Annotated in this window: 13 protein-coding genes; 7 read left to right on the top strand and 6 right to left on the bottom strand. The window is 73.7% G+C overall.

The window, feature by feature from the left end; all coding sequences use genetic code 11:
* Positions 1-24 precede the first annotated feature (24 nt).
* Positions 25-1,389, bottom strand: a complete 1,365-nt coding sequence (locus KK483_RS02090; RefSeq protein ID WP_262003200.1) for a dipeptidase — start codon at positions 1,387-1,389, stop codon at positions 25-27.
* Between the two features lie 415 nt (positions 1,390-1,804).
* Here KK483_RS02090 and KK483_RS02085 point away from each other — a divergent pair, with 415 nt between their 5' ends.
* Positions 1,805-3,037: a geranylgeranyl reductase family protein gene (locus tag KK483_RS02085; RefSeq protein ID WP_262003199.1), complete on the top strand. Its 1,233-nt coding sequence runs from the start codon at positions 1,805-1,807 to the stop codon at positions 3,035-3,037.
* Here the strand turns inward: KK483_RS02085 and KK483_RS02080 are convergent.
* Positions 3,027-3,479 carry a nitroreductase family deazaflavin-dependent oxidoreductase gene (locus tag KK483_RS02080; RefSeq protein WP_262003197.1) on the bottom strand — a complete coding sequence of 151 codons (453 nt, stop codon included), beginning with the start codon at positions 3,477-3,479 and terminating at the stop codon, positions 3,027-3,029. The genes KK483_RS02085 and KK483_RS02080 overlap by 11 nt on opposite strands.
* Positions 3,480-3,613: 134 nt before the next feature.
* Here KK483_RS02080 and KK483_RS02075 point away from each other — a divergent pair, with 134 nt between their 5' ends.
* From KK483_RS02075 to KK483_RS02065, 3 genes are read left to right on the top strand one after another with little or no spacing between them, the layout of a single operon-like run.
* Positions 3,614-4,333: a TetR/AcrR family transcriptional regulator gene (locus KK483_RS02075; protein WP_262003195.1), complete on the top strand. Its 720-nt coding sequence runs from the start codon at positions 3,614-3,616 to the stop codon at positions 4,331-4,333.
* A gap of 59 nt (positions 4,334-4,392) precedes the next feature.
* On the top strand, positions 4,393-5,721 hold the full coding sequence (locus KK483_RS02070; protein WP_399013070.1) for a sensor histidine kinase: 1,329 nt from the start codon (positions 4,393-4,395) through the stop codon (positions 5,719-5,721).
* 19 nt (positions 5,722-5,740) lie between these two features.
* Positions 5,741-6,406, top strand: coding sequence for a response regulator transcription factor (locus tag KK483_RS02065; RefSeq protein ID WP_262003193.1), 666 nt, complete (start codon positions 5,741-5,743; stop codon positions 6,404-6,406).
* On the opposite strand, the gene KK483_RS35420 is transcribed toward KK483_RS02065, so the two are convergent.
* Together KK483_RS35420 and KK483_RS02060 are read right to left on the bottom strand one after the other, a co-directional pair.
* Positions 6,367-6,504, bottom strand: coding sequence for a DUF6332 family protein (locus tag KK483_RS35420; RefSeq protein ID WP_399015933.1), 138 nt, complete (start codon positions 6,502-6,504; stop codon positions 6,367-6,369). The two genes, KK483_RS02065 and KK483_RS35420, sit on opposite strands and share 40 nt — an antisense overlap.
* A gap of 200 nt (positions 6,505-6,704) precedes the next feature.
* Entirely contained in the window at positions 6,705-7,940 is a 1,236-nt protein-coding gene (locus tag KK483_RS02060; RefSeq protein WP_262003191.1) for an MFS transporter, read from the bottom strand.
* A 158-nt stretch (positions 7,941-8,098) separates the two neighbouring features.
* On the opposite strand from KK483_RS02060, the gene KK483_RS02055 reads away from it, so the two are divergent.
* The 3 genes from KK483_RS02055 (at position 8,099) to KK483_RS02045 (ending at position 10,833) form a co-directional block, all read left to right on the top strand.
* Positions 8,099-9,325 (top strand): ROK family protein, encoded by a 1,227-nt coding sequence (locus KK483_RS02055; protein WP_262003189.1) that lies wholly within the window; start codon positions 8,099-8,101, stop codon positions 9,323-9,325.
* A 164-nt stretch (positions 9,326-9,489) separates the two neighbouring features.
* The gene (locus KK483_RS02050) at positions 9,490-10,284 is read left to right on the top strand and encodes a cyclopropane-fatty-acyl-phospholipid synthase family protein (protein WP_262003188.1); all 795 of its coding nucleotides are present in this window, start codon (positions 9,490-9,492) and stop codon (positions 10,282-10,284) included.
* Between the two features lie 261 nt (positions 10,285-10,545).
* Entirely contained in the window at positions 10,546-10,833 is a 288-nt protein-coding gene (locus KK483_RS02045) for an SHOCT domain-containing protein (RefSeq protein WP_262003186.1), read from the top strand.
* Between the two features lie 102 nt (positions 10,834-10,935).
* On the opposite strand, the gene KK483_RS02040 is transcribed toward KK483_RS02045, so the two are convergent.
* Together KK483_RS02040 and KK483_RS02035 are read right to left on the bottom strand one after the other, a co-directional pair.
* Positions 10,936-11,499, bottom strand: a complete 564-nt coding sequence (locus KK483_RS02040) for an ATP-binding protein (protein WP_262003185.1) — start codon at positions 11,497-11,499, stop codon at positions 10,936-10,938.
* 361 nt (positions 11,500-11,860) lie between these two features.
* Complete coding sequence (locus KK483_RS02035; protein WP_262003183.1) at positions 11,861-12,193, bottom strand: hypothetical protein; 333 nt, start codon at positions 12,191-12,193, stop codon at positions 11,861-11,863.
* Positions 12,194-12,396: the final 203 nt, after the last annotated feature.

Below are 12,396 nucleotides of genomic sequence, written 5' to 3'. Positions count from 1 at the left end.
TGCGAACGCGCGCGGCGCCCGGCGTCAAACCTGCTTCGAGCGCGCGTAGTTCACCAGGAAGTGCGCCTCCGCCACCGACAGCCGCTCCAGCTCCTCGGGCGACACGCTCTCGTTCACCGCGTGGATCTGCGCCTCCGGCTCGCTCAGGCCGATCAGCAGGATCTCCGCCTCCGGGTACAGCGCGGCGAGCGTGTTGCACAGCGGAATCGAGCCGCCCATGCCGGAGATCTGCATCTCCTCGCCCGGGTACGCGATCCCCATCGCCTCCGCCATCGAGGTGTAGGCCGGACTGGTCACGTCCGCGCGGAACGCCTGTCCCTGCCCCACCTGCTCCAGGCGCACCCGGGCGTTCCACGGCGTGTGCTTCTCGATGTGGGCGTAGAGCAGCTTCGTCGCCTCGGCCGCGTCCTGCCCGGGCGGCACCCGCAGGCTGATCTGGGCACGGGCACTGGACGGGACGGACGGGGTCGCACCGGCCACCGGCGAGCAGTCGATGCCCACGACGGTGACGGCGGGTCGCGCCCAGAGGCGGTCGGCGACCGTGCCGCGGCCGATCAGTCCGACGCCGTCCAGCACCTTCGCGTCCTTGCGGAAGTCCTCCTCCGGGTACTGGAGTCCGTCCCAGGCCGCGTCCGCCGCCAGCCCGTCGACGACCGTCGAGCCGTCCTCGGCGCGCAGCGAGTCGAGGACGCGGATCAGCGCGGCCAGCGCGTCGGGGGCGGCGCCGCCGAACATGCCGGAGTGCAGGTTGCCCTCCATGGTGTCGACCTGGACGCGGATCATCGTCATCCCGCGCAGGGTCGCCGTCACGGTCGGCAGGCCCAGGCGGAAGTTGCCGCTGTCGCCGATCACGATGGCGTCCGCACGCAGCAGTTCCGGGTGCGCCTCGGCGTACCGCTCGAGACCGCCCGTTCCCTGCTCCTCCGAGCCCTCGACGATGACCTTGACGGTGACCGGGACGCCGCCGTTCGCCTTGAGGGCGCGCAGCGCGAGCAGGTGCATGATGAAGCCGCCCTTGCAGTCGGCGGCTCCGCGCCCGTACCAGCGGCCGTTCCGGTCGGTCAGCTCGAACGGGGGCGTCACCCACGCCGATTCGTCGAGCATCGGCTGCACATCGTAGTGCGCGTACAGCAGCACGGTCGGCGCGCCCTCGGGCCCGGGCAGCAGGCCGTACACCGACTGCGAACCGTCGGGGGTGTCGAGGAGCGCCACGTCCTGGAAGCCTTCGGCGGCGAGCGCGTCCGCCACCCACTTCGCCGCGGCCTCGCACTCGCTCCTGGGCGCCACGGCCGGGTCCGCCACCGAATGGAACGCCACCAGCTCCCTGAGCTCCGTCTTCGCGCGGGGTATCAGGGACGCGACGGTCTCGGCGATCGGATTCGCGGTCATGGGCACGCTCCTCGTGGGTGCGACGTTGTGTGCATTGTGTGTACGGCGAAGGTACGGCCGATCCTCCCACAGCGGGGGCCGCGGTCTGCGCCCGTAGGATGCCGTCGAGAGCTTGGGCCATGGGTCGGATCAGGAGCAGAAGCACATCGTGAGCAGCGAGAACGCAGATGCCGTCAGCGGAAACGGAGAGCAGGGCGGGCACGCGGACGGGCACGGGAACGAGCACGACCGAGAGGCCGGGCACGGGCGTGAGTCTGAGTCCGGGCACGGGCGTGAGTCTGAGGCCGGGCACGGGCATGGGCCCGAGTCCGGGCCCGAGTCCGGGCCCGAGTCCGGGCCCGAGGTCGGACGCGGCAGTGAGCCGGCTGAGGCGAGCGAGCCTGTTGCGCCCGTCGAACCCGTCTGGGACGTCGTCGTGGTCGGCGCAGGACCGGCGGGAGCGTCGGCGGCCTACGCCGCCGCGGTCGCCGGACGCCGCGTGCTCCTGCTGGAGAAGGCCGAGCTGCCCCGCTACAAGACCTGCGGCGGAGGGATCATCGGGCCGTCGCGGGACTGCCTGCCGCCCGGCTTCGAGCTGCCGCTCCGGGACCGGGTGTACGCCGTCACGTTCTCGCTGAACGGCAGGCTGGCCCGTACCCGGCGCTCGCGCAGGATGCTCTTCGGGCTGGTCAACCGGCCCGAGTTCGACGCGGGGCTGGTGGAGCAGGCGCAGAAGGCGGGCGCCGTGCTGCGCACCGGCGCGACCGTCTCCCGCGTCGAGCAGCACGGACCGGCGGTGCCGGACCGCCGCACGGTCGCGGTCGTCCTCGCGGACGGCGAGACGGTCCTGGCCCGCGCCGTGGTCGGTGCCGACGGCAGCGCCAGCCGCATAGGAGCGCATGTCGGCGTCAAGCTCGACCAGGTCGATCTCGGCCTGGAGGCCGAGATCCCCGTCCCGGCGACGGTCGCCGAGGACTGGGCGGGCCGGGTGCTCATCGACTGGGGCCCGATGCCCGGGAGTTACGGCTGGGTCTTCCCCAAGGGCGACGTCCTGACCGTCGGCGTGATCTCGGCGCGCGGCGAGGGTGGCGCGACCAAGCGCTATCTGGAGGACTTCATCGCCCGGCTGGGACTCGCAGGTTTCGAGCCGGCCGTCTCGTCGGGACACCTGACCCGCTGCCGCAGCGACGACTCCCCGCTGTCGCGCGGGCGGGTGCTGGTGTGCGGGGACGCGGCCGGGCTGCTGGAGCCGTGGACGCGCGAGGGCATCTCGTACGCGCTGCGCTCCGGGCGTCTCGCGGGGGAGTGGGCGGTACGGATCGCGGAGGCGAACGACGGTGTGGACGCCCGCCGTCAGGCGCTGAACTACGCCTTCGCCGTCAAGGCGGGACTGGGCGTCGAGATGGGCGTCGGGCGCCGGCTCCTGACGGTCTTCGAGCGGCGCCCGGGACTCTTCCACGCCACGATCACCGGCTTCCGGCCCGCGTGGAAGGCGTTCGCGGACATCACCCGGGGAGCGACCTCGCTGGCGGGCATCGTGCGCTCGCGGCCGATGGCGCGGCGGGCTCTTGAGGCGCTGGACCGGGTGCGGCCGATGGGCGCCTCCGGCGGCGGCGAGCGCAGTGGGGCGGAGGAGTCGGAGACCGACGGGGCCGCCGTCACTTCGTGACGGTGATCCGGAAGACCGGGTGGTCGGGGGCCGCCGCCAGGATCTCCGTGTCGGAGGACTTGGCGGTGACGCCCTGGAAGAACCGGTCGACCTCCCAGCCCCAGCGCTTCAGATAGCCGCGCAGGACGGGGGTCTTCTCCGCGTCCGGGATCTCCTCGGCGGTGAAGGTGCGCACCGTGCGGCCCACGCGCAACTCGCCCCCGCCCGCGGCCCGCATGTTGCGCACCCACTGGGAGTGGCCGCGGGCCGAGACCAGGTACTGCACGCCGTCCTGGGTGTAGGGGTTGACGGGGATGCGCTGCATCGCGCCGCTCTTGCGGCCGCGCACGGAGAGCTCGGCGGAGCCGACGAGGCTGATGCCGCGGCGGGCGAGCCAGCCGACGAAGCGGTTCAGGCGGAGGTCGTTCGGGCTGACCTTGATGTAGTGGCGCGACGACGACATGGCGTTCTCCCCATCCTCACAAGTGAGAGAGCAGTGCTCTCGGTCATGAGCAGTGTGCACTGGAAGGGTGGACCAGGGCAAGAGCACTGCTCTCGTTCTTGGTCACCGCTCTGAAGCGTGTCAGACTGTCGCCCATGACCGGCACGAACAGGGGCAGCGCCATGCGCGGAGCCAGGGAACGGGCCCGCAGCGAGATCACCGCGGCCATCAAGGACGAGGCCCGCAGACAGCTTGCCGCCGAGGGCGCCGCCAAGCTCTCCCTGCGCGCCGTCGCCCGCGAGCTGGGCATGGTCTCCTCGGCGCTCTACCGCTACTTCCCGAGCCGCGACGAGCTGCTCACCGCGCTCATCGTCGACGCGTACGACGCCGTCGGCCCCGCCGCCGAACGCGCACTCGCCGAGGCCGCGCCCGGCCTCACCCCCGTAGCCCGCTGGACCGCGGTCTGCACCGCCGTGCGCGCCTGGGCGCTGGTTCACCCCCATGAGTACGCCCTCATCTACGGCTCTCCCGTCCCCGGCTACGCCGCCCCGCAGACCACCATCGCGCCGGCCTCCCGTGTCGGCCAGACCCTCATCGCCATCGCCCGCGACGCACACCGGGGCCCCGGCGTCGCCCCGCCCCCGCTCCCTCCCGAACTGCGGGAGGAGGCCGACCGGATGGCCGCCGACCTCGCCCCCGATCTTCCCCCCGCCCTTGTCGTCGCTCTGGTGGCGGCCTGGTCCCAGCTGTTCGGGATGATCTCGTTCGAGCTCTTCGGCCAGTTCCACCGGGTCGTGGAGGAGCGGGACGCCTTCTTCGCACACGCCGCCGGGCGACTCGCCCGCGACGCCGGACTCGTACTGCACAGGGAGTAGACGTGATCACCGCGCACGGCTGACGCCCGCCGGGTGCGGCCGGGGCTAGCGTGACCGGTATGGACGAGCAGCACACCCGCCGTGACCACGGCTCTCCGCCCTGGACGCCTGGCGGACCGCCCCGGACGCCTGGCGGTCCGCCGTGGGCGGCGCACGGCGGGCCACCGTGGGCGCATGGCGGGCCACCGTCGGCGCACGGCGGCCCACCGTGGTGGCGTCACGGGCCGGTACGGTGGAACGGGACCGGGGTGCCCTGGCGGTCCACGCTGGTCGTCGCCGTGTTCGTGATGGTCGGGACCACCTTCGCGGCCAGGAACCAGCCCGACCGCGAGCCCCTCGACACCTTCGCCCGCGTCCTGCTGCTCGTCGGCGCCGTCCTGCTGCTGGCCCGCCACAAGTACCCGGCCGCCACGGTCTTCGCGGTGGCGGGGACCACGCTGGTCTACCTCGGCGCGGGCTATCCCTACGGCCCGGCCTTCGTCCCCGTCGCCCTAGCCGTCTTCTCGGCCGTCGCGGCGGGGCACCGGTACGCGGCCTGGGGCGCCGTCGGCATGCTCTGGGCCGGCCATCTCCTCATCGGCCACTGGCTCTACCGGTATCTGCCGCCGGCCGGCGACGCGGCCGTGCCGTGGGGCCAGGAACTGGTGGGCGCCGCCTGGGTCCTCGCCATCGTCGCGGCCGCCGAACTGACCCGCGTACGCAGGGAGCAGTGGGCCCGCGACCGCGCCGAACGGGCCGCCGCCGAGAAGCGCCGCGCCGACGAGGAACGGCTGCGCATCGCCCGCGAACTCCACGACGTGCTCGCCCACTCCATCTCCGTCATCAACGTGCAGGCCGGAGTCGGCCTCGCCCTGCTGGACTCCGACCCCGAGCAGGCCCGCACGGCACTGACCACCATCAAAGCGGCCAGCAAGGAGGCCCTCGGCGAGGTGCGCCAGGTGCTGGACACGCTCCGCGCCCCCGGCGAGGCGCCGCGGGCGCCGGCACCCGGACTCGACCGGCTCCCCGAACTCGTCGAACAGGCAGCGAGGACCGGACTCACCGTGCAGGTCGCCACCGAGGGAACCGAGGCGCCGCTGCCGCCCGGCGCGGACCTCGCCGCGTTCCGCATCGTGCAGGAGGCGCTCACCAACGTCGTGCGCCACTCCGGTTCGCGGACGGCGAGGGTCCGGATCGCCTACGCACCCGGCCGGCTCCGCCTCCGGATCGACGACGACGGGCCCGCCACCGGCACCGACCAGGGCGGCAGCGGAAACGGACTCGCAGGGATGCGGGAGCGCGCCGCCGCACTGGGTGGCACGATCGAGGCGGGCACCCGCCCGGACGGCGGCTTCCGCGTCGACGCCGACCTGCCGGTCGTGCCGAGCACGCTGAAGGAGACACCGTGATCCGCCTGAAGGAGGCAGCGTGATCCGCGTACTGCTCGCCGACGACCAGGCCCTGGTGCGGGCGGGCTTCCGGGCGCTGCTCGACGCCCAGCCGGACATCGACGTGGCAGGAGAGGCCGCGGACGGCGAGGAGGCGCTGCGCCGGGTCGCCGAACTCAGGCCCGATGTCGTCCTGATGGACATCCGCATGCCGCTGCTCGACGGGCTCGCCGCCACCCGCCGCATCACCGGGGACGCGTCCCTCGACGGCGTCAAGGTCGTCATGCTCACCACCTTCGAGCTGGACGAGTACGTCTTCGAGGCGATCCGCGCCGGGGCCTCGGGGTTCCTCGTGAAGGACACCGAGCCGGACGAACTGCTGCGCGCGGTACGGGCGGTGGTGGACGGCGACGCGCTCCTGTCGCCGGGGGTGACCCGTCGGCTCATCGCCGAGTTCGCCGCGCGGTCGAAGGCGCCCGCCGACGACGAGCGGCTCGCCGGTCTCACCGAGCGGGAGCGGGAGGTGATGGCGCTCGTCGGGATCGGACTCTCCAACGAGGAGATCGCCCGCCGCCTCGTGGTCAGCCCGCTCACCGCGAAGACGCATGTCAGCCGCACCATGGTCAAGCTGGGCGCCCGCGACCGGGCCCAACTGGTGGTCCTGGCCTACGAGTCCGGCCTGGTCCGCCCCGGCTGGCTCGGCTGACCCGGTTTCCCCGGCCCACCCGGCTCAACAGGCCCACTCCCTCGACCTGGTCGCCCCGGCGCCCGCGAGAACCGCCACAGCACGCTCACCACCCGCACGGGGAAGACCACGGCGGCCGCCGCGGCGCCCGCGGCGAGCAGCTCGCGTGTGTGCCCCCATGGCGCGAGTATCAGAGGGCGGTGATGCCCGGGCAACCCTCCACACACTGGCGAGCACGCCCCGCGGCGAGCCGCCGGTCTGCCGTCCGCCGCGCACTCGCCGGTCACGCCGGTCACGCCGGTCACGCCGGTGAGGACGGTCAGGACGCCGACTTCCGTGCCGCGTACCCGATCAGCGCCGCCGCGCCCGCGAGCGCCGCCACCGTCGTCAGCGCCGCCGGGAGCGAGAACCAGTCGGCGAGGAAGCCGATCGCGGGCGGGCCCAGCAGCATGCCGCCGTAGCCGAGCGTGGACGCCGTCGCCACACCGGCGGGCCCGGCCAGTGCGCCCGCGCGGCCCACCGCCACCGGGAAGATGTTCGCCAGGCCGAGGCCGGTCACGGCGAAGCCGAGCAGCGCGAGCCACACCGTCGGCGCCAGCGCGCCGAGCAGCATGCCGACGGCGGCGGTCGCTCCGCCCAGGACCAGGGTGCGCGTCTGGCCCAGCCGCTCCAGCAGGGCCGTGCCCGTGAGCCGGCCCGCGGTCATAGCGAGGGCGAAGAGGGAGTACCCGGCAGCCGCGATGCCCGGGTGTGCGTCCAGGTCCTGCTCCAGGTGCAGCGCTCCCCAGTCGGCGAGCGCCCCCTCTCCGTATGCCGTACACAACGCGATCACGCCGAAGAGCACGACCAGGCGGCGGGTGCGACCGCTCGGCCGGGCGACGGGCCCGGCTTGCGCGGAGACGCGCGCGGGCGGGGGCACGGGTGCGGAAGCGGGGACGGGTGCGGGGTGGCGCAGCAGCGTCGGCCCTGCCGCGGCCGTGACCAGCAGCCCCACCGCCGTCAGGGCGAGCAGATGGACGGCGGGGGAGAGGCCTGCGGCAACCAGTCCGCCGAGCCCCGCGCCGATCATGCCGCCGAGGCTGAACGCGGCGTGGAAACCGGGCATGACGGGCCGCCGCAGAGCCGCCACCAGGTCCACGGCGGCGCTGTTCATCGCCACGTTGATGCCGCCGTACGCGATGCCGAACACGAGCAGGACCAGCCCCAGCGAGAACGCCGAATGGGCCTGCGCGGGCAACGCGATGCCCAGCGACATCAGCGCCCCCGCCGCGACGGTCACGGGATGGCTGCCGAACCTCCGGCACAGCCGCCCGGTCAGGGTCATCGTCACGACCGCCCCCGCGGACACCCCGAGCAGCGCCAGCCCCAAGTCGCTCGCCGAGGCGCCCGTCTGCTGCTTGATGGCGGGGATACGGACCACCCAGCCGGCGAAGAGGAAGCCGTCGAGTGCGAAGAAGACGGTGAGCGCGGTGCGCAGGCGGGTCAGGGAGCGCGGGGCGGGGTCGCCGCCGGGTGCACCGGAGGTGGCCGTCGTTGGTTTGTTCAGTAGCGGCACAAAGTGAGGATATGGGCAGCCGCGATCGGCGCACAAGCCGGCGCCCCGCCGTGCGAGCGGCTGTCGTCCGGCGCCTGGCGCGCCCGGCAGGCGGCGGTCCTGCGGGCGGCCCGGCGCCATACCGCCCGCAGGCACCGGATCATGGGACACTCGCCTCCATGAACGGCAAGGTGACGCCCGCCCGCACACGACTGGAGAGAGGCCGCAGCGCGCTCGGCCCCGCGCTGGAACTGGTGCACACGGGCCGGGCGCCCACCCGGGCCGTCCTCACCGCCGAGCTCGGCGTCACCCGTGCCACCGCCGGAGCCGTCGCCGCCGAACTCGAAGCCCTCGGGCTGATCCGCGTCGACTCGCGGCCCGGTGCCGCCGCCGGCTCGCAGGGCCGCCCCTCGCACCGGCTGTCCATCGACGACACGGGCCCCGTCGCGCTCGCCGCGCAGGTGCACGCCGACGGCTTCCGGGCCGCGCTCGTCGGGCTCGGCGGGGGCATCGTCGCGACCGCCCCCGGCTGCGTCGCGGTCTCCGCCGACCCGGCGCAGGTGCTCGGCGAGGTCGTCGACGCGGGTGCGGCGCTGCTGCGCGAGACCGGCAGGCGATGCGTGGGCGCAGGGCTCGCCGTCCCCTCCGCCGTGGCCGAGCCCGAGGGCACCGCACTCAACCCGCTCCACCTCGCCTGGCCGGCCGGGGCCCCGGTCCGCGACATCTTCGCCGAGCGCGTCCGCGCGGCCGGCATCACGGGACCGGCGTTCACGGGCAACGACGTCAACCTCGCCGCCCTCGCCGAACACCGCCACGGCGCCGGCCGCGGCGCCCAGCACCTGCTCTGCGTCGCCACCGGGCACCGCGGCGTCGGCGGCGCCCTCGTCCTCGACGGCCGCCTCCACACGGGAAGTTCCGGCCTCGCCCTGGAGGTCGGCCACCTCACCGTCAACCCCGAGGGCCGCCCCTGCCACTGCGGCAGCCGCGGCTGCCTCGACGTCGAGGCCGATCCGCTGGCCTTCCTCACCGCCGCGCGCCGTGAGCCCGGCCCCGAGGTGTCCCTGCTCCAGCAGTCGCAGGAACTGCTCCGCACGGAGTACGCCGACCCGACGGTGCGCGCCGCGGCCGAGGAGCTCATCGACCGGCTCGGCCTCGGTCTCGCCGGCCTCGTGAACATCCTCAACCCCGACCGCATCATCCTCGGCGGCCTGCACCGGGACCTCCTCGACGCCGACCCCGAGCGGCTGCGCGCGGTCGTCGCCGACCGCAGCCTCTGGGGCCGCAGCGGCGGCGTCCCCATCCTCCCCTGCACGCTCGACCACAACAGCCTGGTGGGCGCGGCGGAGCTGGCCTGGCAGCCGGTCCTCGACGACCCGCTGACCGTGCTGCCCGCGCGCGTCTCCTGACCCCCATGTCCTGACTCCCCACTGCCCGGCTCCCTCGCGAGCAGCCACCGGCACCCCAGGCGGTGGCCCAGCTCGGGCGTGGGCCGCCGCCCTCCTTCCGCTCGGGTGGCCGCCCCGCCGAAATCCGGATGTGCTCGCGCCCCGCGTGCCGTACCGTCCGCACCATGTCCGACACCGGTACTCCGCCCCGCCTCACCCGGCTCACCTTCCACGGACCGCTCTCCGAGGCACGCGCCGCACAGCTGGTCACACGGCTCGTACGCAACAGCCCTGCGTCCGTCCTGGACATCGGCTGCGGATGGGGCGAGCTGATGCTGCGGGTGCTGGAAGCGGCGCCGGACGCGAAGGGGATCGGCATCGACCTCAACGCCGACGATCTCGCGCGCGGGCGGCGCACCGCGGGGGAGCGCGGCCTCGACGGACGAGCGGAGTTCGTCGAGGAATCCGCCACCGGTACGACCCGCGGGCCGGCCGACGTCGTGCTGTGCGTCGGGTCCGGGCAGGCGCTGCTCGACAGCGAGTCCGGCAGTGAACCCGCCGGTGCCGGCGCGTCGTTGTCCGCAACCGTCGACGCGCTCCGGGCACTGCGCACCCTGGTCGCCCCCGGTGGGCGGGCGCTCTTCGGCGAGGGCTTCTGGCAGCGCACCCCGGCCGCGGACGAGCTGGCCGCGATGTGGCCGGGAGCGCGGGTCGACGACCACCTGCCCCTCGCCGCGATCACGGAGGCCGCCACGGCGGCCGGATTCCGCGTCGAGTGGATCGAGACGGCGACCGAGGAGGAGTGGGAGCACTTCGAATCCGGCTACCTCGCCGACGTGGAGGAGTGGCTCGCCGCCAACGCCGGGCACCCGCTGGCCGCCGAGACCCGGAACCGCGTGGACCGCCATCGGGCGAGCTGGCTCCGCGGCTATCGCGGCGTGCTCGGCCTCGTCTACCTGACGCTGGTCCCGGTCGCCTGAGGCACCGGAGCACCGCCGGTCCGCTCCGTACGGTCGCGGACCGGGGACCCATCCGGCGCCGGGTGGCGCCACGGGGCGAGGGTCCGGCCGCCGGTCCGTCGTCGTGCGCGAGACCGGTTCCTACTTCCGCGGGCGTACACGCGAAGCCGCTGGCCGTACGACGACCGGACCCCCCACTCGAAGCCAGTCTCGGTAGCGAGGGAAACGAGGGAGAACCGCATACCGCGAACCCCGAACCCCGCGACCGAGGAGCTGACGCTCATGAACACGCTGGCCTACGACGGGCCCGGCCCGTGGATCCTGTTCTTCCCGCTGATCTGGGCGGCCGTCATCTTCGCGGGCGTCACGCTGCTGTGCCGCACCGTCCGGGGCGGCCGGGGTGGCCGGGGTGGACCGTGGCGCGCGCACGCGGTGCCCGACGGCCGGTCACCGATCGTCGTTCTGGGGCGCCGGTTCGCCGCAGGGGAGATCGACGAGGACGAGTACTGGCGCCGGCTGTCCGTCCTCGACGAGCAGTTCGGCGCGCACTCCAAGCACGGTGCCGCGTAACGGCCGCATCTGCGAACGGACGGGCGGGTCGCGCCTGTTGAGGCCCGGCCTGTCCGGACCGGCCGGGCAAGCAGGCCCGGTCGGCCTGGAGGCAGTGCCAGGTCAGCCCGGAACGGGTGACCGGGTCATGGCCGAGCCGGCGGCCACGGCGGATGTGCGCGGCTCACGTGCCCGCCCGGCCTCCACAAGGGTCTCCACGGCGGGGAAGGGGGAGCCGGGCGCCGCACCGTAGACCAGGTCGGCCGCGCACTTGGGCCCGGCCGCCACCGGTACCGAGGCCGGGAGCGTGAACCAGACGACCTTGCCGTCCTCGCCCTTGGGCAGCACGCCCCAGCTCTCGCTCACCGCTGCTATCAGCGCCAGTCCGCGCCCCGTGGTCTCCAGCGGCCCGGCGTCGGCGACGCTGGGCAGCCGGGGATCGTGGTCGTGCACCGATACCGTCAGCCGGTCGAGGAGCAGCTCAATCTCGACCGAGCAGAGTTTGTCCGGCTCGGCGTGCCGATGGACATTGGTCAGCAGCTCCGTGACGCCGAGGGCCGCGTGGTCGATCAAGGGATCGAGATGCCAGTAGCGCAGAAGCGCCGAGATGATTCTGCGGACCTGACCGATCCGCGAGGGCAGAGCCTGGAGCTCCACCCTGCAATGCCTGCTTGCCTCGCTGATCACGGCTGCGACTCCCCGAAATAGGTCCGGAAGAAGACGAAGGAACGGATCCAGCAGTTGGCTGCCTGCTGTTTGCGCCGGCGGGGCTGGGTCGCAGTGTCACCGCCGGTGAACCCTGAGTGATGCCCTCAAGCGTGAACCAGGAGTAATGACTTCGCAACTCCGCGCACACATGCCTGCGCAGGGCACATGAGTGCCATAGCCCCCGCCACGTGCGTGTCTCCCGGACCCGTGCAGTGGACACACGGGCAGATGGGTGCGTGGACGTATACGAGCGGTCCGGGAGCCGGGATCGGGTGCCGGGAGAGCCGGGCGCCCCCAGGAGCGGCCGGATGCCCGCCGTGAGCGCCCGCCGCGGCGGCCGTCAGCCGCTGCTGCCACCGGCGCCGCGCACGGCGGCCAGGAAGCGCCCCGCCAGTGCCGTACCGTCGATCCGGTGGCCGTCGCGCGCCCGGGCGGCCCGGTCCATCGTCAGCCGGTAGCGCGTGCCGTTCACCGTCGCGACCGTGCTGCGGCTGCCCGCGAACCAGGGCCTCTCCGCGCGGACCGCCTGCACCGGCGCACTGTCGATGACCCGCCCGTAGCTGGTCAGAAGCGCCAGTCGGCCGCCCTCGATGAGGACTTGACCGGCCTTGGTGAGCGAGCGGGGCCACCGCTCGATCCGCACACCCATGGCGTTGAACTCCGGCTCACGCATGCCGCCGCCCCCTTCGCTCCCGCTCTCGCGCCCCACTCCTGCACCCCAGTGTGCCCATGCAACCGCCTGGACACCAGTGCGCATTCCGGCACCTTGGCGCCACCCTCCCACAAGGAGTTCCTATGGAACCCCAAAGTCAGCGTTTGTGCAGGTGAGGGGCTTATGGTGGGCAGTGGGGACGGGCCCGGCAAGAAGAGGAGCGG

It is taken from the genome of Streptomyces sp. FIT100 (assembly GCF_024584805.1).
In the GTDB taxonomy this organism is placed as follows: Bacteria; Actinomycetota; Actinomycetes; order Streptomycetales; family Streptomycetaceae; genus Streptomyces.
Note: the sequence above shows the minus strand (reverse complement) of the source record. Positions and strands in the feature narration are given on the sequence as shown.